The sequence below is a fragment of the Streptomyces sioyaensis genome, from assembly GCF_004122735.1.
Lineage (GTDB): Bacteria > Actinomycetota > Actinomycetes > Streptomycetales > Streptomycetaceae > Streptomyces > Streptomyces sioyaensis.
Genome location: NZ_SDIF01000067.1, coordinates 1 through 25,829 on the forward strand (window position 1 = coordinate 1; position 25,829 = coordinate 25,829).

20 protein-coding genes and 1 pseudogene are annotated in these 25,829 nt (G+C 71.8%); 16 read left to right on the forward strand and 5 right to left on the reverse strand.

The genetic code is table 11. The annotated features are described in order from the left end of the window. Positions 1-318 (reverse strand): annotated as a pseudogene (locus tag EST54_RS21680) (CAP domain-containing protein); the annotation flags it as partial. A 253-nt stretch (positions 319-571) separates the two neighbouring features. Here EST54_RS21680 and EST54_RS21685 point away from each other — a divergent pair. From EST54_RS21685 to EST54_RS21705, 4 genes are all read left to right on the forward strand, one after another. Further along, complete coding sequence (locus tag EST54_RS21685) at positions 572-853, forward strand: acylphosphatase (RefSeq protein ID WP_006602858.1); 282 nt, start codon at positions 572-574, stop codon at positions 851-853. 380 nt (positions 854-1,233) lie between these two features. After that, a complete protein-coding gene (locus EST54_RS21695) occupies positions 1,234-1,437 on the forward strand; it encodes a hypothetical protein (RefSeq protein WP_006602857.1) in 204 nt (67 codons plus the stop codon). A 303-nt stretch (positions 1,438-1,740) separates the two neighbouring features. Next, complete coding sequence (locus EST54_RS21700) at positions 1,741-5,478, forward strand: AAA family ATPase (protein WP_129249379.1); 3,738 nt, start codon at positions 1,741-1,743, stop codon at positions 5,476-5,478. Positions 5,479-5,698: 220 nt separating this feature from the next. Then, positions 5,699-7,117 carry a sugar porter family MFS transporter gene (locus tag EST54_RS21705; RefSeq protein WP_129249381.1) on the forward strand — a complete coding sequence of 473 codons (1,419 nt, stop codon included), beginning with the start codon at positions 5,699-5,701 and terminating at the stop codon, positions 7,115-7,117. Between the two features lie 210 nt (positions 7,118-7,327). Here EST54_RS21705 and EST54_RS21710 read toward each other — a convergent pair whose 3' ends face one another. Together EST54_RS21710 and EST54_RS21715 are read right to left on the reverse strand one after the other, a co-directional pair. Beyond that, complete coding sequence (locus tag EST54_RS21710) at positions 7,328-8,335, reverse strand: LLM class flavin-dependent oxidoreductase (RefSeq protein WP_129249383.1); 1,008 nt, start codon at positions 8,333-8,335, stop codon at positions 7,328-7,330. Between the two features lie 99 nt (positions 8,336-8,434). Continuing rightward, positions 8,435-9,916: a purine-cytosine permease family protein gene (locus EST54_RS21715; RefSeq protein ID WP_129249385.1), complete on the reverse strand. Its 1,482-nt coding sequence runs from the start codon at positions 9,914-9,916 to the stop codon at positions 8,435-8,437. A gap of 493 nt (positions 9,917-10,409) precedes the next feature. Between EST54_RS21715 and ftsY the strand changes: the two genes are divergently transcribed. Beyond that, positions 10,410-11,639 (forward strand): signal recognition particle-docking protein FtsY, encoded by a 1,230-nt coding sequence (ftsY, locus tag EST54_RS21720; RefSeq protein WP_129249386.1) that lies wholly within the window; start codon positions 10,410-10,412, stop codon positions 11,637-11,639. A 189-nt stretch (positions 11,640-11,828) separates the two neighbouring features. Here the strand turns inward: ftsY and EST54_RS21725 are convergent, their stop codons facing one another. Continuing rightward, entirely contained in the window at positions 11,829-12,497 is a 669-nt protein-coding gene (locus EST54_RS21725) for a bifunctional DNA primase/polymerase (RefSeq protein WP_129249387.1), read from the reverse strand. 474 nt (positions 12,498-12,971) lie between these two features. Here EST54_RS21725 and nsdA point away from each other — a divergent pair, with 474 nt between their 5' ends. From nsdA to ffh, 5 genes are all read left to right on the forward strand, one after another. Then, a complete protein-coding gene (nsdA, locus tag EST54_RS21730; protein WP_129249388.1) occupies positions 12,972-14,456 on the forward strand; it encodes a transcriptional repressor NsdA in 1,485 nt (494 codons plus the stop codon). Positions 14,457-14,819: 363 nt separating this feature from the next. Further along, complete coding sequence (locus tag EST54_RS21735; protein ID WP_129249389.1) at positions 14,820-16,148, forward strand: ammonium transporter; 1,329 nt, start codon at positions 14,820-14,822, stop codon at positions 16,146-16,148. Continuing rightward, positions 16,145-16,483: a P-II family nitrogen regulator gene (locus EST54_RS21740; RefSeq protein WP_129249390.1), complete on the forward strand. Its 339-nt coding sequence runs from the start codon at positions 16,145-16,147 to the stop codon at positions 16,481-16,483. Before EST54_RS21735 ends, EST54_RS21740 begins: the two co-directional genes overlap by 4 nt. A 211-nt stretch (positions 16,484-16,694) precedes the next feature. Continuing rightward, the gene (locus EST54_RS21745) at positions 16,695-19,205 is read left to right on the forward strand and encodes a [protein-PII] uridylyltransferase (protein WP_129249391.1); all 2,511 of its coding nucleotides are present in this window, start codon (positions 16,695-16,697) and stop codon (positions 19,203-19,205) included. Positions 19,206-19,324: 119 nt separating this feature from the next. After that, entirely contained in the window at positions 19,325-20,881 is a 1,557-nt protein-coding gene (gene ffh, locus EST54_RS21750; RefSeq protein ID WP_129249392.1) for a signal recognition particle protein, read from the forward strand. A gap of 148 nt (positions 20,882-21,029) precedes the next feature. On the opposite strand, the gene EST54_RS21755 is transcribed toward ffh, so the two are convergent. Next, complete coding sequence (locus tag EST54_RS21755; protein WP_129249393.1) at positions 21,030-21,893, reverse strand: methyltransferase domain-containing protein; 864 nt, start codon at positions 21,891-21,893, stop codon at positions 21,030-21,032. Positions 21,894-22,426: 533 nt separating this feature from the next. Here EST54_RS21755 and EST54_RS21760 point away from each other — a divergent pair. The 6 genes from EST54_RS21760 (at position 22,427) to rplS (ending at position 25,798) form a co-directional block, all read left to right on the forward strand. Further along, entirely contained in the window at positions 22,427-23,017 is a 591-nt protein-coding gene (locus EST54_RS21760; RefSeq protein WP_129249394.1) for a hypothetical protein, read from the forward strand. A 155-nt stretch (positions 23,018-23,172) separates the two neighbouring features. Further along, positions 23,173-23,613, forward strand: a complete 441-nt coding sequence (gene rpsP, locus EST54_RS21765) for a 30S ribosomal protein S16 (RefSeq protein ID WP_006602842.1) — start codon at positions 23,173-23,175, stop codon at positions 23,611-23,613. Between the two features lie 2 nt (positions 23,614-23,615). After that, positions 23,616-23,855 carry an RNA-binding protein gene (locus EST54_RS21770; RefSeq protein WP_003980229.1) on the forward strand — a complete coding sequence of 80 codons (240 nt, stop codon included), beginning with the start codon at positions 23,616-23,618 and terminating at the stop codon, positions 23,853-23,855. Between the two features lie 107 nt (positions 23,856-23,962). Continuing rightward, positions 23,963-24,508, forward strand: a complete 546-nt coding sequence (gene rimM / locus EST54_RS21775) for a ribosome maturation factor RimM (RefSeq protein ID WP_129249395.1) — start codon at positions 23,963-23,965, stop codon at positions 24,506-24,508. Beyond that, entirely contained in the window at positions 24,508-25,317 is an 810-nt protein-coding gene (gene trmD, locus EST54_RS21780) for a tRNA (guanosine(37)-N1)-methyltransferase TrmD (protein ID WP_129249396.1), read from the forward strand. Before rimM ends, trmD begins: the two co-directional genes overlap by 1 nt. Before the next feature lie 133 nt (positions 25,318-25,450). After that, positions 25,451-25,798 carry a 50S ribosomal protein L19 gene (gene rplS / locus EST54_RS21785; protein ID WP_006602839.1) on the forward strand — a complete coding sequence of 116 codons (348 nt, stop codon included), beginning with the start codon at positions 25,451-25,453 and terminating at the stop codon, positions 25,796-25,798. Positions 25,799-25,829: the final 31 nt, after the last annotated feature.

A 25,829-nucleotide genomic window follows, 5' to 3' on the forward strand; every position in this document is an offset into this window, starting at 1 on the left:
GCCGGTGCCGGGGGCCGTGGGGCGGGGGCCGCCGCGGCTCGCCTCGTGCGTGACCCGGTCGCCCGGGCTCGCGGAGCTGCCGCCCAGCGGCGCGGTCGACTCCGGCAGCGCGTCGGCCCGGACCCGGTCGCCCGGATCGCCGCCGGTGCCCGCGTCGAACTGGCCGTGGCCGGGGATCAGTCCGGAGGCGGCCGCCACGGCTCCCATCGCCACCGCGGCGGAGGCGCCGAGCAGTCCGGCCCGGACGGGCGCCGAACCGCGGCCGCGCGCCGCGCGATGTCCACGGCGCCGCGCGGCGCCCGGTGTACCGGTCCGCACAGCCGTCGGTGCGTCACCATGCCCCGCACCAGGGGCTTCAGGGACTGGGGGAGCGGAGCGTCGATGGCGGCCCATCCGCGTTCTTCCTTCCCCCGGTGCACGCACCGGCTCCACGGGAGCGGCTACCGCCGCACAGCTTTCCTTGCGTCAAGCCGACTCGCCCAAAAGAGTGAGTCTCGCTGTCGGGGGACTGTACGCGATGCCGTAAGGGACGGAAGTGACCGCTGAGCAATTGGCCGGTTAACGTGCACACATGAACGAAGCTGTCCGTGTGACCGCGTGGGTGCGTGGTCAGGTCCAGGGTGTCGGATTCCGCTGGTTCACCCGGGCCAACGCCCTTCGCATCGGGGAACTCGCCGGATTTGCGGTCAATCTCGGCGACGGCCGCGTCCAGGTGGTCGCCGAGGGGCCGAAGGATCACTGCGATGCGTTGCTGGAGTGGCTCCGCACCGGAGACACGCCCGGGCGGGTCGACGGAGTCACTGAGATATGGGACACGCCCCGCGGGGGTTATGACGGCTTCGAGATCCGCTGACCGGGCCCGCCGAAACCGGCTGTACGACCGTCAGAGGCGATCTTCGGGATGCGCCTTTGTCAGCTGCTTACGGGAGATAAGGCCTGGTGGTTGCCAACTCGGCCGACCCGTGCAAGGCTGCCGCTGTACGGATGATCTCTACGCCCCCGCGGGACCTTTCTGGGGAGTCGGCGCAGCGCCTTCGCGGCCGCGCACTCTCAGGTGCCCGAGGATACGGGGCGTGATCGTGTTGACCGTCAAACCGTTTGGTGAGACTCTGGAATCCCCGCGCACCTTAGCTGTTTGGCATTGAGTACACCAGGAATGACAAGCACCGCGGGTGCGAATCCCTCACGACCCAACCGCTTCGGTCGGTCACTCATTGTGGAGGACCATCCATCATGGCAAAGGCGCTTCTCGGTTACGTCGGCGGCTCCGACCCCCGAGTCCTCTCCGAGATGCGACGGCTTCAGCAGCGCGTCCAAGACCTTGAATCCGAACTGATTCGGATGCAGGCCGAAAACGACATGCTGTCCGCTGCCGCACGTCGCGACGACTCGATGCTCGACATCGACGTACCCCAGGCGGAGCCCGCGCTCACCTGACCCCGCCCCCAGGGCCGGCAGGGCTGCTCGCCAGCCGCTTGAGGCACCGCTCTCTTCAAGATCTGCAAGGGACGCTTCGGCGTCCCTTCGTCGTTTCCCGATACTTCGTTCGACGGCCATTTCCTGCGGACCTGCGGTCCATTCGGCCGTGCCCGCCCCTTCCTTACCGCATGATGTGCCCTGCGCTTTCCGCAATGAAACCGAAAATGAACGGCGCGGTACACGGGGGGTCGCACGGGGCCGGTGACCGGTGCCGGAATGTTGGGGCGGCCCGTCCGGGGGCGGCCGGTAGAGTCCCACGGCGTGCACCTCAAGAGTCTGACCCTGCGAGGCTTCAAGTCCTTCGCCTCCGCCACGACGCTCCGGTTCGAACCGGGCATCACCTGCGTCGTGGGCCCCAACGGATCCGGCAAGTCCAATGTCGTGGACGCGCTGTCCTGGGTCATGGGCGAGCAGGGTGCCAAGTCGCTGCGCGGCGGGAAGATGGAGGACGTCATTTTCGCCGGGACGACCGGGCGGCCGCCGCTCGGCCGCGCCGAGGTCGCGCTCACCATCGACAACTCCGACGGTGCACTGCCGATCGAGTACGCCGAAGTCACCCTCACCCGGATCATGTTCCGCAACGGCGGCAGCGAGTACCAGATCAATGGGGACACCTGCCGGCTGCTCGATATCCAGGAATTGCTCTCCGATTCCGGAATCGGCCGGGAGATGCATGTCATCGTCGGGCAGGGGCAGCTGGACTCCGTTCTGCACGCCGATCCGATGGGACGCCGGGCGTTCATCGAGGAGGCGGCCGGCGTCCTGAAGCACCGTAAGCGCAAGGAGAAGGCGCTGCGGAAGCTGGAGGCGATGAAGGCCAATCTCGCCCGGGTCCAGGATCTGACCGACGAGCTGCGGCGCCAGCTCAAGCCGCTGGGGCGGCAGGCCGCGGTCGCCCGGCGCGCCGCCGTCATCCAGGCGGATCTGCGCGACGCCCGGCTGCGGCTGCTCGCCGACGATCTCGTCACCCTGCGCCGGGCGCTGCGCGCCGAGATCGCGGACGAAGCGGCGCTCAAGGAACGCAAACAGGCCGCCGAGGCCCGGCTGCGCACCGCCCAGCAGCAGGAGGCGGCGCTGGAGGAAGAGGTACGCACCCTCACCCCGCGGCTGCAGCGCGCGCAGCAGACCTGGTACGAGCTGTCCCAGCTCGCGGAGCGGGTGCGCGGCACGATCTCGCTGGCCGAGGCGCGGGTCAAGAGCGCCTCCTTGGCCCCGCCGGACGAGCGGCAGGGGCGCGACCCGGAGGACATGGAGCGCGAGGCGGCCCGGATCCGTGAGCAGGAGGCGGAGTTGACGGCCGCGCTGGAGGCGGCGAGCCGGGCCCTGGAGGACACCGTCGAACACCGCGCCGGGCTGGAGCGGCAGTTGGCGGACGAGGAGCGGCGGCTGCGGGACGTGGCCCGGGCCATCGCCGACCGCCGGGAGGGCCTGGCCCGGCTGAGCGGACAGGTCACCGCCGCCCGCGGCCGCGCCGCCTCGGCACAGGCGGAGATCGGCCGGCTGGTCGAGGCCAGGGACGCCGCCCGGCACCGGGCGAGTGCCGCCCAGGAGGAGTACGAGCAGCGCAAGGCCGAGGTCGACGGGCTGGACGCGGACGACGACGCGCTCGGGGAGCGGCATGCGGCGGCCCGCCGGGAGCTGGCGGAGGCGGAGGCCGCGCTGACCGCCGCGCGGGAGGCGCTGACCACGGCCGAGCGCAGCCGGGCCGCGATCGCCGCCCGGCACGACGCGCTGGCGCTGGGACTGCGCCGCAAGGACGGCAGCGGCGCGCTGCTGGCCGCCGCGGACCGCCTCAGCGGTCTGCTCGGGCCGGCCGCGGAACTGCTGACCGTCACCCCCGGCTTCGAGATCCCGGTGGCCGCCGCCCTCGGCGCGGCCGCGGACGCCCTCGCTGTCAGCGGCCCGGACACCGCAGCCGAGGCCATCCGGCTGCTGCGCGCCCAGGACGCGGGGCGGGCGGCGATGGTGATCGGGGGCAGCGGGAGCCGGAGCGGGACGGGGCGGGTGCCCGGGCCGGCGCGGGCCGTGGAGGCGCGGGAGGCCGTGGACGTCGCCGCGATCTCGAAGGCCGAGGGGGCCGAGGAAGCCGGCGGGGCTCCGGGCGGGGCCGTGCCGGCCGGTCCTGAGGGTGCGGCCGGGGAGCCGGAGGCCCGTGGGCAAGCCGTGCACCGGGTCCCCGGCCCCCGCTCCGCGCCCGTACCGGCGGACGAACTGGTGACCGGGCCTGCGCAGTTGTCGGCCGCCGTGGCCCGTCTGCTGCGGGACGTCGTGGTGGTCGGGACGCTGGAGGACGCCGAGGAGCTGGTGGCCGCGCGGCCGGAGCTGACGGCCGTGACCGGCGAGGGCGATCTGCTCGGGGCGCATTTCGCGCAGGGCGGCTCCGCCGGCGCGCCGAGTCTGCTGGAGGTGCAGGCGTCCGTCGACGAGGCGGCGGCTGAGCTGGACGAGCTGGCCGGGCGCTGCGAGGAGCTGGCACGGGCGCAGCGGGCCGCGACGGAGCGCCGTACGGAGTGTGCCGCGCTGGTCGAGGAGCTGGCCGAGCGGCGGCGGGCGGCGGACCGGGAGAAGTCGAAGATCGCCGGGGACCTGGGCCGGCTCGGCGGGCAGGCGCGGGCGGCCGCGGGGGAGGCCGAGCGGTCCGGTGCGGCGGCCGCCCGGGCCGAGGAGGCGCTGGCGCGGGCCACCGAGGAGGCCGAGGAGCTGGCCGAGCGGCTCGCGGTGGCCCAGGAGGACCCGGGAGCGGGGGAGGAGGAGCCCGATACGTCCGTACGGGACCGGCTGGCCGCGGACGGCGCCAATGCGCGGCAGACCGAGATGGAGGCCCGGCTCCAGGCGCGGACGCACGAGGAGCGGGTCAAGGCGCTCGCCGGGCGGGCGGACGGGCTGGACCGCGGGGCGCGGGCCGAGCGCGAGGCACGGGCGCGGGCCGAGCGGCGGCGGGCCCGGCTGCGGCACGAGGCGGAGGTGGCCGGTGCGGTCGCCTCCGGGGCCCGGCAGCTGCTGGCGCATGTCGAGGTGTCGGCCGTACGGGCCGAGGAGGAGCGCGCCGCCGCCGAGCGGGCCAAGGCCGAGCGGGAAGGGGCCCTGGTGACCGCGCGGAACCAGGGCCGCGAGCTGAAGTCGGAGCTGGACAAGCTGACCGACTCGATGCACCGCGGGGAGGTGCTCGGCGCCGAGAAGCGGCTGCGGATCGAGCAGCTGGAGACCAGGGCGCTGGAGGAGCTGGGGGTGGAGCCGGCCGGGCTGATGTCCGAGTACGGTCCTGAGCAGCTCGTTCCCCCGTCGCCGCCGGCCGACGGGGAGGTGCTCCCGGACGACCCGGAGCACCCGCGCAACCAGCCGGTCCCCTACGTACGGGCCGAGCAGGAGAAGCGGCTCAAGGCGGCCGAGCGGGCGTATCAGCAGCTCGGGAAGGTGAATCCGCTGGCGCTGGAGGAGTTCGCGGCGCTGGAGGAGCGGCACCAGTTCCTGAGCGAGCAGCTCGAGGACCTGAAGAAGACCCGGGCCGACCTGATGCAGGTGGTCAAGGAGGTCGACGAGCGGGTGGAGCAGGTCTTCACCGAGGCGTACCACGACACCGCCCGCGAGTTCGAGGGGGTCTTCGCACGGCTCTTCCCGGGCGGCGAGGGGCGGCTGGTGCTGACCGACCCGGGCGACATGCTCGCGACGGGGGTGGACGTGGAGGCGCGTCCGCCGGGCAAGAAGGTCAAGCGGCTCTCGTTGCTCTCGGGCGGGGAGCGGTCACTCACCGCGGTCGCGCTGCTGGTGTCGATCTTCAAGGCGCGGCCCAGCCCGTTCTACGTGATGGACGAGGTGGAGGCCGCGCTCGACGACACCAATCTGCAGCGGCTGATCCGGATCATGGAGGAGCTCCAGGAGAGCTCGCAGCTGATTGTGATCACGCATCAGAAACGCACGATGGAGGTCGCGGACGCCCTCTACGGGGTGTCCATGCAGGGCGATGGAGTCTCCAAGGTCATCAGCCAGCGCCTGCGGTGATCGCGGGGAGTATCCGACGACCCATCAGTTCATAACTTGAATGAATGACCACCTGGACGGCGGCGAAACAAATTCATCACGGCCTATTGACTTCGAAACTTGAAGGCATAGTCTCTGCAACGTTGCTTTTACCTTCAAGTGGTGGGTTCCCCCAACCATCAGGCCACTGAAGGGCCAGCCCCCGACGCCCGGCAGCGCAGCCGGGCCACTGGAGTTCACGTTGACCAGCACCGCGCAGCCGACGGTCCCGGAAGGCCGTAAGGCCCACCCCGAGCATCTCGGCCATGTCATCTTCATAACCGCGGCTGCCGCGATGGGCGGCTTCCTCTTCGGCTATGACAGCTCCGTCATCAACGGTGCCGTCGAGGCGATCCGCAGCCGCTACGACGTAGGGTCCGCCGTCCTCGCCCAGGTCATCGCCGTTGCGCTGATCGGCTGTGCCATCGGTGCCGCCACCGCCGGCCGGGTCGCGGACCGCATCGGCCGCATCCGGGTGATGCAGATCGCCGCCGTGCTGTTCACGGTCAGCGCCGTCGGGTCCGCCCTGCCGTTCGCCCTGTGGGACCTCGCCTTCTGGCGGGTCATCGGCGGCTTCGCGATCGGTATGGCCTCGGTCATCGGCCCGGCCTACATCGCCGAGGTCTCGCCGTCCGCCTACCGCGGCCGTCTCGGCTCGTTCCAGCAGGCCGCGATCGTCGTCGGCATCGCCGTCTCCCAGCTCGTCAACTGGGGCATCCTCAACCTCGCCGACGGCCAGCAGCGCGGCAAGATCGCCGGCCTGGAGGCCTGGCAGTGGATGCTCGGCGTGATGGTCGTCCCGGCCGTGCTCTACGGTCTGCTGTCCTTCGTGATCCCCGAGTCGCCGCGTTACCTGATCTCCGTCGGCAAGGTCTCCCGCGCCAAGGAGGTGCTCGCCGAGGTCGAGGGCAAGTCGGTGAACCTCGACACCCGGGTCGTCGAGATCCAGGACGCGATGCGCCGCGAGCACAAGTCGTCGTTCAAGGACCTGCTCGGCAGCAAGATGGGCTTCCTGCCGATCGTCTGGGTCGGTATCGGGCTGTCGGTCTTCCAGCAGCTGGTCGGCATCAACGTCGCGTTCTACTACTCCTCGGCGCTGTGGCAGTCCGTCGGCATCGACCCGAGCGCCTCGTTCTTCTACAGCTTCACCACGTCGATCATCAACATCATCGGCACCGTGATCGCGATGATCTTCGTCGACAGGATCGGCCGCCGTCCGCTGGCGCTGATCGGCTCGGCCGGTATGGCCCTCGCGCTCGGCCTGGAGGCCTGGGCGTTCTCCGCCAAGACCGCGGCCGGCACCCTGCCGACCACCGAGGGCACCGTGGCCCTGATCGCCGCGCACGCCTTTGTGCTCTTCTTCGCGCTCTCCTGGGGCGTGGTGGTCTGGGTCTTCCTCGGCGAGATGTTCCCGAACAAGATCCGTGCCGCCGCGCTGGGCGTCGCCGCCTCCGCGCAGTGGATCGCCAACTGGGCCATCACGGCCAGCTTCCCGAGCCTGTCGGACTGGAACCTCTCGGGTACCTACGTGATCTACATGATCTTCGCTCTGCTCTCGATCCCCTTCGTGCTGAAGTACGTCAAGGAGACCAAGGGCAAGGCGTTGGAGGAGATGGGCTAACCCCCCGCCAGCCTGTCTCCTCGCTACTGGGTACTGCCCCGGGTCATCAGGGACCCCGGGCAGTACCCGTTTTTTGTGCCCACTTCGGTATACGGCCCGTCGGCGCATGCCGCTCCCCCTGGGGCGTGGCGTACGGCCTCCCCTCCCGTACGGCGCACGCGGCGGCCCGCCGGTGTGCGGCCGGTGCCGGGGCAGGGGCCGCGCCGGCCGTCAGTCCTGGCCGCCGGCCTTGAGACGGGGCAGCACCCGCTCGGCGAACAGGTGCAGCGAACGCCAGCCCTCGTCGACCGGCATCCCGCCGCACAGCGGATGCAGGATCAGCGAGCCCTCGCCGCCCGTCTGCCGGGCGAGGCGCAGGCACTCCTCGGGGGTGACGACGCGGTAGACGCCCTCCTGGCGCAGCGCGGTGACGTCCCGGGCGGACGAACGCACCGCGGAGCGCATGCCGGCGGACTGCCAGGAGGCGTACGTCAGGGCCTCGTGCAGCAGATGGCCGCCGTACTCGGCCCAGGTGCGGTCCGGGTCCTCGGAGACATGGAGCAGCGAGGTCCGCTCGGGCGGCTGCCACACCCAGCCCTCGGTGCCGAAGGCCGCCCGCCGCTCGTGGTAGTAGGCCTCCAGCTCGGGGAGGCGGGCGCTGGGGAAGAACGGGAGCCCCAGGCGGGCTGCGCGCCGGGCCGCGGCCCGTGAGCTGCCGCCGATCAGCAGCAGCGGGTGCGGCCGGGTGTACGGGCGCGGGGTGACCTGGACCGTACGGCCCCGGTAGCTGAACGGTTCGCCGGTCCAGGCGGACAGCAGGGCCGTCAGCACCTCGTCCTGGAGGGCGCCGCGGTGCCGCCAGTCCTTGCCGTGTGCCGCGTACTCCTCGGGCCGGTAGCCGAGGCCGGCGACGGTGGTCAGCCGGCCGCCGCTGAGCAGGTCGAGCGAGGCGATGTCCTCGGCCAGCCGCAGCGGGTCGTGCAGCGGGGTGATCAGGGCGGAGACGGTGACGCCGATGCGGCGGGTGGCGCCGAAGACGGCGCCCGCGAAGGTGAGCGGGGAGGGGATCCAGCCGTTGGCGGTGGCGTGGTGCTCCTCGGTCTGGACCATGGTGAAGCCGCGGTCGTCGGCGAACGCGGCCATCTCGACGGCCGCCCGGTAGCGGGCGGACAGCGTGGCAGGCGTGGGCGTGGGGTCGACGAGGTTGCAGCGCAGGACCGTGACGGGCAGGGCGGACATAACAGACGTCCCCTTCGCCGGTGGTGGGCGAAGGGGACGTTAGCTGACGGTGCGTCAGATCGCTAGCCGGGGGGTCCGGCCGGCCGGGATCGGGCGGCCTCAGCCCACCTCGACCGGCCGGCGGTCCGCCGCCGACGGCTCGCCCGCGGCCGCCGGGACGGTCTCCCGGGGCGCCGGCAGCACGGCGAAGACCACCGCGGCGAGCGCGATCGTGGCCGCCCAGCCCAGGCCGTTCTCACCGATCCAGGTCGTGGCCAACGGGCCGGTGAACCACTGGACCTTGGTGAAGCACAGCCCCGCGACGAGGGCCACGGCCCAGGCGGTCATGGCCTGCCAGCAGAAGCCGCCGGTGTACCAGTAGCGGCTGGTGCGGCCGGTGTTCATCAGGCTGTCGGCGTCGTAGCGCACCGCCAGCTTGCGCCGCCGGGCCATGTCGACGCCGTAGACGCCGATCCAGGCGGAGAAGGAGACCGCCAGCAGCGTCAGGAAGGCGATGAACTGGCCGATGAAGTCCTTGGCCACCAGCATCATGAACAGGCCGCCGACCAGGCTGATGACGGCATTGATGCTGACCGCGAGGGCACGCGGCAGCTTGACGCCCATCGTCTGGGCGGTGAAGCCCGCGGAGTACATCGACAGGCTGTTGATCAGCACCATGCCGACCAGCGCGGTGATCAGGTACGGCACCGCGAGCCAGGACGGCAGGATGTTGCCGAGGAACGACATCGGGTCGGTGTTCTGACCGGCCAGCTTCGGGTTGGAGACGGCCATCACGCCGCCCATCAGCACCATCGGCAGCAGTACCAGCGCGGCTCCGGAAACCGTGGCTGTGACGATCTTCTTGCCGGACGCGGAGTGCGGGAGGTAGCGCGCGAAGTCGGGACCCGTGGGCACCCAGCTGATCCCGCCGGCCGCGATGGTGCCGACGCCCGCGATCACCATCGCGGTCGTGCCGGCCTTCTTGGCGAAGACGGCGTCCCAGTCCATCGTGGCGACCAGATAGACCAGCACCATGATGCTGAACAGGCCGAACAGATAGGTCGAGTACTTGTTGCAGACGTTCAGCGCCTTGCGGCCCATCCCGCTCACCAGATAGGTCACGGCCACGAAGGCGAGCAGGGTGACGACGACGAGGACGTTGTTGCTCTCGATGCCGAGGAGCAGATGCAGCACCGTCAGTACCGCGTAGGCACCGGTGACCGCGTTGATCGTCTCCCAGCCGAAGCGGGCGACCCAGAGGATCGCGCCGGGGAAGTAGTTGCCGCGCACGCCGAAAGCGGCACGGGAGAGCATCGCGCCGGGCGCGCCGCCCCACTTGCCCGAGACCGACAGCACGCCCACCATGCCGAAGGCGACGGTGGCGGCGATCGCGGCCACCAGCAGGACCTGCCAGAAATTCAGCCCGTTGGTGACCACGAGCGCGGCGCCCATGGTGAGCAACAGCACACTGATATTGGCGGCGACCCAGGTGGGGAAGAGCTCGCGGACGCGGCCCTTCCGTTCGTTGTCGGGAACGGGTTCGATGCCGCGGGTCTCGACGGCGCCTTCGATGTCGGGCGTGGAAGCAGACGTGGTGCCCATGGTGCAGGTATCTCCGAGCGGGGATCTGGAGGCACCCCCAGGGAGAGGAGGTGCAGGCAGCGGCTGTGGTGCCTGGCCGGAATTTGGCTGCCAGGACTCTACGCGCGTTGCGCGGCCGTCGACCATCGTACTTTGATCCAACTTCCGCCTCTTTGCGCCGTTGGACCCGACGACGACAACGAGTGTCACCCAGCATCGTCGAAGGGTCCAGCCGGGCCGTCCCCACCAGGCGGAACGCCGGGGTGGGGCAGGGCGCCCCGTCTGCCCCGGGGCCACCGGCCGCCACGGACCCCCGGAGCACCGGCCGGCAGGGAGATCCACTTCCCGTTCCCCTCGGGACCCCGCATCCGGATTCCGCCGCGCGACGTCCGACAGCCCGGCCAGGGAAGGAATCCGGCCACACCGCGCCCGCGGAGGAGGTCCGGGACGGGGCCCGTGCGGATTCGGCGCGTGCGGTCCCCGGCGCCGGGGCGTGGCTGATACTGGAGGGGTTATGGAAACCGTCATCCTTGCCGTCATCATTGCCGTGGTCGTGCTCGGCGCGATCAGCGGGCTCGTCGTCAGCGGCCGCAAGAAGAAGCAGCTGCCGCCGTCCCCGCCGGCTGCCCCCAAGCCCTCCGTCACCGCGCCCCCCGCCGAACCACATGTCGGCGAGGAGGCCGAGACCCCCCGCGACGAAGAGCGTCGCACCATCGAAGAAGTCACGCTGCCCACCGCCGAGGCCCCCGTGGCCGAGGCACCGGCCGCCGAGCCCGAGGCGCCCGCCGCGCCCGCGGTCGAGGTCCCCGAGCCCACCGCGGGCCGGCTGGTCCGGCTGCGCGCCCGGCTCTCCCGCTCCCAGAACACCCTGGGCAAGGGCCTGCTGACCCTGCTCTCCCGCGAACACCTCGACGAGGAGACCTGGGAGGAGATCGAGGACACCCTGCTGACCGCCGACGTCGGCGTCGCCCCCACCCAGGAGCTGGTCGAGCGCCTGCGGGAGCGGGTCAAGGTCCTCGGCACCCGCACCCCCGAGGGACTGCGGGCCCTGCTGCGCGAGGAACTCCTCACCCTCATCGGCACGGACGCCGACCGCTCCGTGCACACCGCCAACGGCATCGGCAACGGCGGCGACGAGATCCCCGGCGTCGTCATGGTCGTCGGCGTCAACGGCACCGGCAAGACCACCACCACCGGCAAGCTCGCCCGTGTCCTGGTCGCCGACGGCAAGTCCGTGGTCCTCGGTGCCGCCGACACCTTCCGCGCCGCCGCCGCCGACCAGCTGCAGACGTGGGGCGAGCGGGTCGGTGCCCGTACGGTCCGCGGACCCGAGGGCGGCGACCCCGCCTCGATCGCCTTCGACGCGGTGAAGGAAGGCATCGCCGAGTCCGCCGACGTCGTCCTCATCGACACCGCGGGCCGGCTGCACACCAAGACCGGCTTGATGGACGAGCTCGGCAAGGTCAAGCGGGTCGTCGAGAAGCACGGCCCGGTCGGCGAGGTGCTGCTCGTCCTGGACGCCACCACCGGCCAGAACGGCCTCGTCCAGGCCCGGGTGTTCGCCGAGGTCGTGGACATCACCGGGGTGGTGCTCACCAAGCTCGACGGCACCGCCAAGGGCGGCATCATCGTCGCCGTCCAGCGCGAACTGGGTGTGCCGGTGAAGCTGATCGGCCTGGGCGAGGGGGCGGACGACCTCGCGCCGTTCGAGCCCGAGGCCTTCGTGGACGCCCTGATCGACTGACGCCGCCGCAAGGAGGCCACGCCCCGGCAGCCCCCGGCCCCCGGTACCCGCACACGGCGGGCGCCGGGGGCCGGAGCCGTTCCGCCGGGAGTATCGCGGGGCAGGGGGCTCGCCCGCGCACGGTCCCCGTCGACGGGTGTCCGGCCGGAGGGGCGGGCGGATCCAGCCCTCGGAATGTTCCGCCGCTGCTCAGGCCGCCGAGCGATGGCAGACGTACGCCAGGATGCCCACCATCAGCCGCGCCTGCGGCGGCCGGTCCGCGGTGTCCAGGGTCGGCGGGCGCAGCCAGCGCATCGGGCCGTGGCCGCCGAGGTCGGAGGGCGGTGCGGTGAGGTGGTCGCCCGGGCCCAGGGGGCGCAGATCGAGCGCGGCGTCGTCCCAGCCCATCCGGTAGAGCAGATCGGGGAGTTGCCCGGCCGCACCGGGGGCGACGAAGAACTGCGCGCGGCCGGTCGGGGTCAGCGCGACCGGGCCCAGCGGCAGGCCCATCCGCTCCAGCCGCGCCAGGGCGTTACGGCCCGCGGCCTCCGGCACGTCGAGGACGTCGAAGGAGCGGCCCACCGGCAGCAGGATCGCGGCGCCCGGCGTCTCCGCCCAGACCACGCCGGCCTTCTCCCAGGTGGCGCCGGCCGCCAGCTCCTCACCGAAGGCCAGCGGATGGGCGCCGGGGGAGGGGCAGTCGGCGGCGCCGCACGAGCAGTCCGTACGGCCGCTGCCCGCGCGCACCGCCCGGGCGCCGGGGGCGACGTCCCAGCCCCACAGCCCGGTGTACTCCGCCACCGCCGAGATTTCGGTCGAGCGGGCGCGGCGCCGGGAGCCGGAACGAATCTCTCGGATGCCGCCGATCGTGAAGCCCATGCCCCCTCCAACGGGTGGTGCGTGCCAGTGGTTACGAGTCGGTGGGTTGACGTCGTGGCGCCGTTCACGCTCCGTTGACTGTCCGCGGTACCGGTGGTGTGACGTGGCGCGCCGGGTGGTGCGGAGCGTGGTGTGAGCCCTTGCGTGCTCCGTTCCGCCCGGCCGCGTTCGACCTGTGTCAAGTCAATCGCGAGAGCCGGGCGGGGAGTTCATTCGAAGGGGTGGCGAATGGTGGCGTTTCCTCGATCGCCCTCGCGGCGGGCGTGATCGTAGGATTACTTTCGGTGCACGAGCCCCGCGAGGCACTCCTCGCACGGGTATGCCGATGGCAACGCACGGGTCGAGCCCAGGCCAAAAGGTGTGCCCGGAAACCGTGATCGGGTAGACGTACCCCCGGCACGCGTCGCAACGGGCGGCAGTCTGCGGGTGGTTCGCCGCGGACATCGGGTAAGCGCACCAAGTCAGCTATTCGGGATGGGGGCTCCAGTGGGCGGCAACGGCGGCACGGGCGGCACCGACGCCGTCAAACAACCCAACGCACAGCTGGGTTCGTGGTTCATGCGCAGCGGCTGGTCCAAGGGCGAGCTGGCCCGACAGGTCAACCGCCGGGCGCGCCAGATGGGCGCCCACCACATCAGCACCGACACCTCGCGGGTGCGCCGCTGGCTCGACGGCGAGCAGCCGCGTGAGCCCATTCCGCGGATCCTGTCCGAGCTGTTCTCCGAACGCTTCGGCTGCGTGGTCGGCATCGAGGAGCTCGGGCTGCGCTCCGCGCACCAGTCCCCGTCGGTCTCCGGGGTGGACCTGCCCTGGGCGGGCGCCCAAACGGTCGGCCTCATCAGCGAGTTCTCGCGCAGCGACCTGATGCTGGCGCGCCGCGGCTTCCTCGGCACCTCGCTCGCCCTCGCCGCCGGACCCAGCCTCATCGAGCCGATGCAGCGCTGGCTGGTCCCGGTGCCCGCGAGCCAGGGCGGTACGGAGGAGCCCGACCGGCTCCGCAGGCCCGCGCGCCTGTCCCAGCCGGAGCTGGACCTGCTGGAGTCGACCACCGTGATGTTCCGCCAGTGGGACGCGCAGTGCGGCGGCGGGCTGCGGCGCAAGGCCGTGGTCGGTCAGCTGCACGAGGTCACCGACCTCCTCCAGGAGCCGCAGCCGGAGCCGGTGGCCAAGCGGCTGTTCAAGGTCGCCGCCGAGCTCGCCGAGCTGGCCGGCTGGATGAGTTACGACATCGGCCTGCAGCCCACCGCGCAGAAGTACTTCGTGCTGGCGCTGCACGCCTCCAAGGAAGCCGGCGACCGGCCCCTGGGTTCGTACATCCTCTCCAGCATGAGCCGGCAGATGATCCACCTCGGCCGGCCCGACGACGCGCTGGAGCTGATCCACCTCGCCCAGTACGGCAGCCGGGAGACGGCCGCCCCGCGCGCCCAGGCGATGTTGTATGCGATGGAGGCCCGCGCCTACGCCGGAATGGGCCAGCCCAGCAAGGTCAAGCGGGCCGTCCGGATGGCCGAGGACACCTTTTCGGACGTCCTGCCCGGCGAGCCCGAGCCGGACTGGATCCGCTTCTTCTCCGAGGCCGAGCTCAACGCGGAGAACGCCCACTCCTACCGTGACCTCGCCTATGTCGCCGGCCGCAGCCCCACGTACGCCTCGCTCGCCGAGCCCGTGATGGCGCGCGCGGTGGAGCTGTTCGGCAAGGACCCCGAGCACCAGCGCTCGTATGCGCTCAACCTCATCGGGATGGCCACCGTGCATCTGCTGCAGAAGGAGCCGGAGGCCTGTGCGGCGATGGCGCAGCAGGCGATCCCGTTCGCCCGGCAGGTCCGCTCGGAGCGGGTGAACACCCGGCTGCGCAAGACCGTGGACACCGCGGCGCGGGAATTCGGCGAGGTCGCCGAGGTGATCCGGCTCAGCGACGAGCTCGCCCGCCAGCTGCCGGAAACCGCGGAGGCCGTCTGACGGCGCGCCTCCCCAGAAACACCGGCCGCGGCCGCCGCCCCGTACAGCCCGACTCGGCTCCCCCATGCCAGGTCACGCGGGCGGCAGCCGCGGCCGGGCTCGTCCCCGCGCCTGAGCCGGCGCCGCTTTCGCGGAGGGGGTTGCTCGCCGTGGGGGATGCTCCATTGTGGGTTGATGTGGGGTGAACGGGTGAATGCGAAGGCCGATCTCGCAGTTCACGGGGGCGTAACACGAAAGCGTCCTTCGTCACGGCGGTGAAACACCCGCAAGGTTTGGCCGAAACCGTGCTGCGACAACCTCATCGCGAAGTCGGCCCACCAGAAACACGCCCGCACGGGCCGCATCGACGACGAGGAGACGCCGATGCCCCCAGGCATCCTGACGCTTGCAGCAGACAAGGTGACACTCAGCCCGGCCAACACCGGATTCATGCTGATCTGCTCCGCACTGGTGATGATCATGACCCCCGGTCTCGCCTTCTTCTACGGGGGCATGGTCCGGGTCAAGAGCGTGCTCAACATGCTGATGATGAGCTTCATCAGCCTGGGCATCGTCACGATCCTGTGGGTCCTGTACGGCTTCGGACTGGCCTTCGGCACCGACAGCGGGGGCTTCATCGGCTGGGACGGCAACTTCGCCGGGCTCAGCGGGATCGGCCTGACCCAGCTGTGGGGCGTCAGCACCATCCCGATCTATGTCTTCGCCGTCTTCCAGCTGATGTTCGCGGTCATCACGCCCGCGCTGATCAGCGGTGCGCTCGCCGACCGGGTGAAGTTCACCGCCTGGGCGCTGTTCATCGCCCTGTGGGTCACCGTCGTCTACTTCCCCGTCGCCCACTGGGTGTGGGCCGATGGCGGCTGGCTCTTCAAGCTGGGCGTCATCGACTTCGCCGGCGGTACGGCCGTCCACATCAACGCCGGTGCCGCGGCGCTCGGCGTGATCCTCGTCGTCGGCAAGCGCGTCGGCTTCAAGAAGGACCCGATGCGGCCGCACAGCCTGCCGCTGGTCATGCTCGGCGCCGGGCTGCTGTGGTTCGGCTGGTTCGGCTTCAACGCCGGCTCCTGGCTCGGCAACGACGACGGCGTCGGCGCGGTCGCCTTCGTCAACACCCAGGTCGCCACCGCCGCCGCGATGCTCGGCTGGCTGGCCTACGAAAAGCTCCGGCACGGCTCGTTCACCACGCTCGGCGCGGCCTCCGGCGCGGTCGCCGGACTCGTCGCGATCACCCCGGCCTGCGGCGCGGTCAGCCCGCTGGGCGCCATCGCGGTCGGTGTGATCGCCGGTGTGCTGTGTGCCATGGCGGTCAATCTGAAGTACAAGCTCGGCTACGACGACTCGCTGGACGTCATCGGTGTCCACCTCGTCGGCGGTGTCGTCGGCTCGCTGCTGATCGGCTTCTTCGCCACCGGCGGGGTACAGAGCAAGGCCAAGGGCCTGTTCTACGGCGGCGGCTTCGAACAGCTCGGCAAGCAGACCGTCGGTGTGGTCTGTGTGCTGCTCTACTCGCTGGTCGTCTCGTACGTCCTTGCCAAGGTCATCGACCTGGTGATGGGCTTCCGGGTCGGCGAGGACGAGGAGGTCGCCGGCATCGACCAGGCCTCGCACGCGGAGACCGCGTACGACTTCACCGGCGCGGGCGGTGGCACGGTCGGCCGACTCGGCGAGGCCCTGACAAAGAAGGTGAACGCGTGAAGCTCATCACGGCAGTAATCAAGCCGCACCGGCTGGACGAGGTGAAGGACGCCCTCCAGGCATTCGGCGTGCACGGACTGACGATCACCGAGGCCAGCGGATACGGCAGGCAGCGCGGGCACACCGAGGTGTACCGCGGCGCCGAGTACACCGTCGACCTGGTACCGAAGATCCGCATCGAGGTGCTGGTCGAGGACGCCGACTCCGAGGAGCTGGTCGACGTCATCGTCAAGGCGGCCCGCACCGGCAAGATCGGTGACGGAAAGGTGTGGAGCGTCCCCGTCGACGACGCGGTACGGGTGCGGACCGGCGAGCGGGGGCCGGACGCGCTGTGACGGCGCGGCGGACCTGGTCCTCTGGAAGGCGGCGGATGCCTTTCAGAGGGCCGGGGCCGCGGTCCGCACGTCCGGGCCGCGGTGGCCGCACGCACCGCGGCGGCACAGACTGAGTGAGCGTGCGGGGGACGGCCGGCCGGTACGGGAACGGCCGCACGGGGGCAGCGGCGACAACGGGGACGACGGGAACGACACGAGCGAGGAGCGCGCGTTGACGGAGAGCGTCGAGGAAACGGCGGGACCGGCCGGAACACCGGGCCCGGGCAGCGAGCCCGCGCCCGCCCCGGAAGGCAGCTACCCCGCGGCCCGGTTGCGGCTCCTTCAGGACGACACGGCCGCCGGACCCGACCGCCGCGCCGCCCTCGCCCGGCTGACCGACGACTGGCTGGCCGGCCTGCTGAATCGACACGCGACCGCCGCCGGCCTGGCCGGCACCGCCCTGGTCGCCGTCGGCGGCTACGGCCGCGGCGAGCTCTCCCCGCGCAGCGACCTCGATCTGCTCCTGCTGCACGACGGCCGCGCCGACGCCGGCGCCCTGGCCGCGCTCGCCGACCACCTCTGGTACCCCGTCTGGGACCTCGGCCTCGACCTCGACCACTCCGTACGCACCCCCGCCGAGGCCCGCAAAGCGGCCCGCGACGACCTGAAGGTGCAGCTGGGCCTGCTCGACGCCCGCCACCTCGCCGGCGATCCGGAACTGACCGCCGCGCTGCGCAGCACCGCGTACGCCGACTGGCGCGAGAGCGCCCCCAAGCGGCTCCCCGAACTCCACGACCTGTGCCAGGAGCGCGCCGAGCGGCACGGGGAACTGCAATTCCTCCTCGAACCCGACCTCAAGGAGGCCAGGGGCGGGCTGCGGGACGCCACCGCGCTCCGGGCGGTCGCCGCCTCCTGGCTCGCCGACGCCCCGCGCGGCGGCCTGGAAGCCGCCCGCACCCGGCTGCTCGACACCCGTGACGCACTCCATCTGACCACCGGCCGCGCCACCGACCGGCTCTCCCTCCAGGAGCACCCCCAGGTCGCCGAGGCCCTGGGCATGCTGGACGCGGACGCCCTGCTGCGGCAGACCTACGAATCGGCCCGCACCATCTCCTACGCGGCCGATGTCACCTGGCGCGAGGTCCGCCGGGTGCTGCGCGCCCGCTCCGTCAAGCCCGTACTGCGCGGCCTGCTGCCCGGCCGCGACGCGGGCAAGGCGGAGCGCACACCGCTCGCCGAGGGCGTCGTCGAACTCGACGGGGAGGCGGTGCTGGCCCGCACCGCACGGCCGGAGCGCGACCCGGTGCTGGTGCTGCGTGCCGCGGCCGCCGCCGCCCAGGCCGGAGTGCCGCTGGCCACCCACTCGATCCGCCGCTGCGCCGAGGCGGCCGCCACCCGTCCGCTGCCCGTGCCGTGGCCCGCCGAGGCCCGCGAAGAGCTGGTCACCCTCCTGGGCGCCGGCACCTACACCGTGCCCGTATGGGAGGCCCTGGAGGCCGAGGGCCTCATCACCCGGCTGCTGCCCGACTGGGAGCGCGTGCGCTGCCGCCCCCAGCGCAACCCCGTCCACACCTGGACCGTGGACCGCCATCTGATCGAGACCGCCGTCCGGGCGTCCGCGCTGACCCGCCGGGTGCACCGCCCCGACCTGCTGCTGGTCGCCGCCCTCCTGCACGACATCGGCAAGGGCTGGCCCGGCGACCACTCGGTGGCCGGCGAGACCATCGCCCGCGACGTGGCGGCCCGGCTCGGCTTCGGCGCCCGCGACACCGCAGTGATCGCCACCCTCGTACGCCACCACCTGCTGCTCATCGAGACCGCCACCCGGCGCGATCTGGACGACCCGGCGACCGTCGGCGCGGTCGCCGAGGCGGTCGGCGGCGTCGGCACCCTGGAGCTGCTGCACGCCCTCACCGAGGCCGACGCCCTGGCCACCGGGCCCGCCGCCTGGAGCGCCTGGCGCGGCGGACTCGTCGCCGACCTGGTCAAACGGGTCGCCGCGCGGCTCGCCGGGGAGCCCGAGGAGGAGGTGCGCCCGGCGGACGAGCCGACCGCGGAGCAGCAGCGGCTGGCCGCCGAGGCCCGGCGCACGACGGGCCCGGTCCTGGCGCTGCACACCCGTGCCGAAACCCCCACCGAGCCCGAGGACGGCGCCGGGGCCGAGGAGAGCGCCCGGCGGCCGGTCGGCGTGGAGCTGCTCATCGCCGTCCCGGAGCAGTCGGGTGTGCTGCCCGCGGCGGCCGGCGTGCTGGCCCTGCACCGGCTCACCGTCCGCGCCGCCGACCTGCTCGTCCTCGACCAAGGGGGCGAGAGCCCGGTCCTGCTGCTCAGCTGGCGGGTGGCCGCCGAGTACGGCTCGCTGCCGGACGCCGACCGGCTGCGCGTCGACCTGGTCCGCGCCCTGGACGGCTCCCTCGACATCCCCGCGCGCCTCGCCGAGCGCGAAGCCGCCTACGCCCGCCGCGCCCGTGCCGCCATCGCCCCGCCGCCCCGGGTCAGCGCCGTCACCGGCAGTTCCCGTACCGCGACCGTCATCGAGGTCCGCGCCCAGGACGCCCACGGTCTGCTGCACCGCATCGGCCGTGCCCTGGAGACGGCCGGTGTCGCGGTCCGCAGTGCCCACATCAGCACCCTGGGGGCGAACGCGGTGGACGCGTTCTACGTCACCGATCCGGACGGGGCGCCGCTCGCCGATACGGCGGCCCATGAGCTGGCGGCGGCCGTGGAGAGCGCCCTCGGGTAGCCGTACGGCGCGTTGCGCGGCACGGACCGGGAAACAGGGCAGGAACGCTTCCCTTGCGCAGCCCGATACCCTAGAACCCGACTGCACCCCGCCCCCGACCCCGAGGATCGACGAACGCCGTGTTCGATACGCTTTCCGACCGCTTGGCGAGTACTTTCAAAAACCTCCGGGGCAAGGGCCGCCTGAGCGAGGCGGACATCGACGCCACGGCGCGCGAGATCCGTATCGCGCTGCTCGAAGCGGATGTCGCTCTCCCCGTCGTCCGGGCCTTCATCAAGCAGGTCAAGGAGCGGGCCACCGGCTCCGAGGTCTCCCAGGCGCTGAACCCCGCCCAGCAGGTCATCAAGATCGTCAACGAGGAGCTCATCGGCATCCTCGGCGGCGAGACCCGGCGGCTGCGGTTCGCCAAGAACCCGCCGACCGTGATCATGCTGGCGGGTCTGCAGGGTGCCGGTAAGACCACGCTCGCCGGAAAGCTCGGCCGCTGGCTCAAGGGGCAGGGCCACGCCCCGTTGCTGGTCGCCTGTGACCTCCAGCGCCCCAACGCCGTCAACCAGCTCTCCGTCGTCGCCGACCGCGCCGGCGTGGCGATCTACGCGCCCGAGCCGGGCAACGGCGTCGGTGACCCGGTGCAGGTCGCCAAGGACTCCGTCGAGTACGCCCGCGGCAAGCAGCACGACGTCGTCATCGTCGACACCGCCGGCCGCCTGGGCATCGACCAGGAACTGATGCAGCAGGCCGCGGACATCCGCGACGCCGTCAGCCCCGACGAGATCCTCTTCATCGTCGACGCGATGATCGGTCAGGACGCGGTCAACACCGCCGAGGCCTTCCGCGACGGCGTCGGCTTCGACGGTGTGGTGCTCTCCAAGCTCGACGGTGACGCCCGTGGTGGTGCGGCGCTGTCCATCGCCCACGTCACCGGCAAGCAGATCATGTTCGCCTCCAACGGCGAGAAGCTGGACGACTTCGACGCGTTCCACCCGGACCGCATGGCGTCCCGCATCCTCGGCATGGGCGACATGCTCAGCCTGATCGAGAAGGCCGAGCAGACCTTCAGCCAGGCCGAGGCCGAGAAGATGGCGGCCAAGCTGGCGAAGGGCCCCAAGGAGTTCACCCTCGACGACTTCCTGGCCCAGATGGAGCAGGTCCGCAAGATGGGCTCCATCTCCAAGCTGCTCGGCATGCTGCCCGGCATGGGGCAGATGAAGGACCAGATCGACAACCTCGACGAGCGCGAGGTCGACCGCACCGCCGCCATCATCAAGTCGATGACGCCGGCCGAGCGCCACGAGCCGACGATCATCAACGGCTCCCGCCGGGCGCGTATCGCCAAGGGTTCCGGTGTCGACGTCAGCCAGGTCAAGAGCCTGGTCGAGCGGTTCTTCGAGGCCCGCAAGATGATGTCGAAGATGGCCCAGGGCGGCGGCATGCCCGGGATGCCCGGCATGCCGGGGATGCCTGGCATGGGGGGCGGCGCCCGCAAGAAGAAGCAGGTCAAGCAGGCCAAGGGCAAGCGCAAGAGCGGCAACCCGATGAAGCGCAAGGCCGAGGAGCAGGCCGCGGCCGCGCGCCGCGAGGCCGCCCAGTCCGGCAACCCGCTGGGCCTGCCGCAGGGCGGCCAGGACCCGCAGAACTTCGAACTCCCCGAGGAATTCAAGAAGTTCATGGGCTGACCCGCTCAGCTCCGCGTGCGCGAGCCCCCGGCCGGCAGTGCGCGGCCGGGGGCTCGCGCGGTGCCGGGCGGGGGCCTCCGCGGACGGGCGCCGGACCCGCTCGCCGGCAGTCGCCTGGCCGCCGGCAGCACCTGGCCCGGCGGCAGCGCTACCGCGTCCGCGCGATCAGATAGCGGAACACGTTCGGCATCCACACCGTCCCGTCCGCCCGCTGGTACGGATGCAGCGCCTCCGCGAGCTCCTTCTCCACCTGACGCTCCTCCGTCGCCTCCAGCGCCGCCTCGAACAGCCCCGTCGACAGCAGCCCGCGCACCGCGCTCGCCGGATCCGCGTACCCGAACGGGCAGGCCACCCGGCCCGAACCATCGGGCCGCAGCCCGGCCCGGTCCGCCAGCTCCTCCAGATCGTCCCGGCCGCTGGGCCACCCCCCGGCGGAGCCCGCGGCGCAGTCGCCCCGCGGGTCGGCCAGCCGCCGCGCGACCCCCAGCACCCCGGCCGTGGCACAGCGCTCCACCGGGCCCCAGCCGCCCAGCACCACCGCGCTGCCGCGCTCCGTTAGCCCGGCCGCCGCGGTGAGCGAGGCCGTCAGCCCCTCGACCGTGCTCACGCAGCCCACCGGGTGGAACGCGGTGACCACGTTGAAGGCGGCCTCCCCGGGCGCCGCGGCCTCCAGGCCCCCACTGACCAGCCGGGTGTGCTCCGGCCCGCCCTCCGGTGTGAGCCGCTCACGCGCCAGCTCCAGCCGGGACTCGTCCGCATCCACCCCGCTGACCTGCGCGCCGCGCGCCGCCGCCAGCAGAAGCGCCAGCCCGGAACCACAGCCGAGCCCCAGCAGGCGGGTGCCGGGACCGATGCCCAGGCGGTCGTACGCGGCTTCGTACAGCGGTACCAGCATCCGCTCCTGGATCTCGGCCCAGTCACGGGTGCGCCGTGACCGGTCCGGAGCGGGCGGGTCGTCGCAGCGTATGGATCCGGAGTGCGGAAGCTGGTGCCGCACGAGCGTGGGTGACATCGATAGCGCCCCTATTCGCCGAGAACCCGAAGCTGTTCCGTACTGATCGCCCCCGTGTTCGCGCGTGGTGCGCCCCCGCGATCCAGACAACTGCGCATTCGTCCGGGCGTCCAGGGGATGCGCCGGGGTTGTCTCCCGCGCGCCCCTTTATGCGCCGGGCCCGCTCCCTGGAGCGCCGTTCCAGCGTGCCCCGCCCGGACCCGTTCCGCCACGGCAACGAGCCGCCGCCGAGCCCCCGGGGCGCCGTCCGCTCACCCCTGTCCGCCGGCCCCGGGAGGGAATACGGGCCGGTGTCGTCGGGCACAGGTAGTCCCCGTACCATCGCCGCGGTGATCCTCACGCCGCATACGACCGGCTACGCCATGCGGCGTACGCGGTGATACGTACCGGCTTGCGAGCTGCTGGGCGCCTTCTGCGCAGATCGGCGCACCCGCCCTCGGCACGACTCATGACCGGAAACTGACTGGTACGTGCAAATTATTTGAGATGCCCCGGAATCGGAACACTCGGCGGCCCCGGCTCGTTGTCACGACGTGAGCACGACACCGCCTGTCCTCGCCGCCGAGCTGGCACTCGCCTGGGCCGATATTCAACGGCACCACCCCGAGCTGCCGGATCTGGCCGCGCCCGAGTCCCTGATCGGAGAGTCCTCGTCCGCCTGCGGCGCCGAACTCTCCTTCGAACGGCTGCTCCATGAGGCAGTCCACGGCATCGCCGCCGCCCGCGGCGTCCGTGACACCTCCCGCGCAGGCCGCTACCACAACCGCCGGTTCCTGGCGATCGCCGAGGAACTGGGCCTGGACCATGCCGACGAGCCGCATCCCAGCAGCGGCTTCTCGCTGGTCACGCTCAACCCCGAAGCCCGAAGGCGCTACCGCCCCACCATCGAACGGCTCGCCAGAGCGCTCAGGGCGCACAGCGCCGCGACCGCCACCGACACCGCCCGCAGCTTCCGGGGCCCCGCCGCCCGGCACGGCTCCTCCGGGGGCGGCGTCCGGGTCAAGGCCGTCTGCGACTGCGGGCGCAATGTCCGGGTCGTCCCGTCCGTGCTCGCTCAGGCGCCGATCGTCTGCGGCGGCTGCGGAAAGCCCTTCCGTATCCCCGAGGTCGCCGCGGTCGGCTGACCCGAGTGCGTGTGGCACAATGGCTGGCTGTACTCGACAGTCGCACAGGACCCCTCTCTCCTCCGGCTGGCGCGTCCATCGGGCATCCGAGTACCGCAACCCCACGTGGCATCTCGTTGTGCCCTACCACGTCAAGACCAGGAGACACCACTCCCGTGGCAGTCAAGATCAAGCTGAAGCGTCTGGGCAAGATCCGCGCGCCTCACTACCGCATCGTCATCGCCGACTCCCGTACCCGCCGTGACGGCCGGGCCATCGAGGAGATCGGCCTGTACCACCCGGTGCAGAACCCCTCGCGCATCGAGGTCGACTCCGAGCGTGTCCAGTACTGGCTGGGTGTCGGCGCGCAGCCGACCGAGCCCGTCATGGCCATCCTCAAGGTCACCGGCGACTGGCAGAAGTTCAAGGGCCTGCCCGCCCCGGCGCCGATGAAGGTCGCCGAGCCGAAGGCCGACAAGCGCGCCCTCTTCGAGGCCGCCGCCAAGGCTTCCGGCGACGAGCCGAAGGGTGAGGCCATCACCCCGAAGGCGAAGAAGGCTGACAAGAAGGCGGACGAGGCTGCGGCCGAGTCCACCTCCGAGTCGACCGAGGCCTGAGCATGCTCGAGGAGGCCCTCGAGCACCTCGTCAAGGGCATCGTCGACAACCCCGATGACGTGCAGGTGGCTTCGCGCACCCTGCGCCGCGGGCGCGTGCTCGAGGTCCGGGTCCACCCCGACGACCTCGGCAAGGTGATCGGCCGCAACGGCCGTACCGCCCGCGCGCTGCGGACCGTCGTGGGCGCCATCGGCGGACGGGGCATCCGCGTCGACCTCGTCGACGTGGACCAGGTCCGCTGACAAGTTGAACACCGGCTCGGGCCGGGGAGGGCTGCCGGCCCGCCCCGGCCCGTAGTCGTCTACGGACACGGAACAGTGCCGTAGGCACTGGCAAGGGAGAGAACAGCGTGCAGTTGGTAGTGGCACGGATCGGCCGCGCCCACGGCATCAAGGGCGAGGTCACGGTAGAGGTGCGGACCGACGAGCCCGAACTGCGGCTCGCCCCGGGCGCCGTCCTCGCCACCGAACCGTCCTCCGTCGGACCGCTGACCATCACGGCCGGCCGGGTGCACAGCGGCCGGCTGCTGCTGCGCTTCGAGGGCGTCGCGGACCGTACGGCCGCCGAGGCGCTGCGCAACACCCTGCTGATCGCGGAGGTCGACCCCGAGGAAGTCCCCGAGGACCCCGAGGAGTTCTACGACCACCAGCTGATCGACCTCGATGTCGTCACCCGCGACGGCACCGCCGTCGGCCGGATCGCTGAGGTCTCCCATCTGCCCTACCAGGACCTGCTGATCGTCCGGCGGCCCGACGGCAGCGAGGTCATGATCCCGTTCGTCGCCGAGATCGTCCCGGAGATCGACCTCGACGAGCAGCGCGCGGTCGTCGACCCGCCGCCCGGCCTCCTCGACGACAGCCAGGCCGAGATCGCCTCCAGCCGCGAGGACAGCTGATGCGGCTCGACATCGTCACGATCTTCCCCGAGTACCTGGAGCCGCTGAACGTCTCCCTCGTGGGCAAGGCCCGCGCGCGCGGACAGCTCGATGTGCGCATCCACGACCTGCGGGACTGTGCCCACGACAAGCACAACACCGTCGACGACACCCCCTACGGCGGCGGCCCGGGCATGGTCATGAAGCCCGAGCCGTGGGGCGAGGCGCTCGACGGGATCCTCGCGTCCGGTGAGGGCGAACCGGTGATCGTCGTCCCCACCCCGAGCGGCGTCCCCTTCACCCAGCAGCTCGCCGTCGAACTCTCCGCCAAGCCCTGGCTGGTGTTCACCCCGGCCCGCTACGAAGGCATCGACCGCCGGGTCATCGAGGAGTACGGCGACCGCGTCGACGTGCGCGAGGTCTCCATCGGCGACTACGTCCTGGCCGGCGGCGAGGCACCGGTCCTGGTCATGGTCGAGGCGGTGGCCCGGCTGCTGCCCGGCGTCCTCGGCAACGCCGCCTCCCATCAGGACGACTCCTTCGCCCCCGGCGCGATGGCCGACCTCCTGGAGGGCCCCGTCTACACCAAGCCCCCCGAGTGGCGCGGCCGCGGCATCCCCGAGGTGCTGCTCAGCGGGCACCACGGCAAGATCGCCCGCTGGCGTCGGGACGAGGCGTTCCGCCGCACCGACCGCAACCGCCCCGATCTGATCGAGCGCGCCGACCCCGCCGCGTTCGACAAACACGACCGCGCGATACTCGCCGCTCTCGGCTGGTCGGCGGGTGCCGACGGCCGATTTGGGCGGACGACCGAGGCCGTGGAAGAATAGGCCGCTGCCGTGTGCGTCCGGCGCGCGCCCCTGCCACAGGGGGAACGACGCCCGCCCGACGGAACGGCATCCGACACATCATTTCCGATATCCCGTTGATGACCTGTGGCATCAACGAAGAAAGCAGTAGGTCATGCACCTTCTCGACTCCGTCGACGCCTCGTCGCTGCGCAGCGACGTCCCGGCCTTCCGCCCGGGCGACACCGTCAACGTCCACGTCCGCGTCATCGAGGGCAACCGCTCCCGTGTGCAGCAGTTCAAGGGCGTTGTCATCCGCCGTCAGGGCGCCGGCGTGCGCGAGACCTTCACGGTCCGCAAGGTCAGCTTCTCCGTCGGCGTCGAGCGCACCTTCCCGGTGCACACCCCGATCGTCGAGAAGATCGAGGTCGTGACCCGCGGTGACGTCCGTCGCGCCAAGCTGTACTTCCTGCGCGAGCTCCGCGGCAAGGCCGCGAAGATCAAGGAGAAGCGCGACAACTGAGCCGGGCCGCCCCGGGGCGCGATTTTTTGTG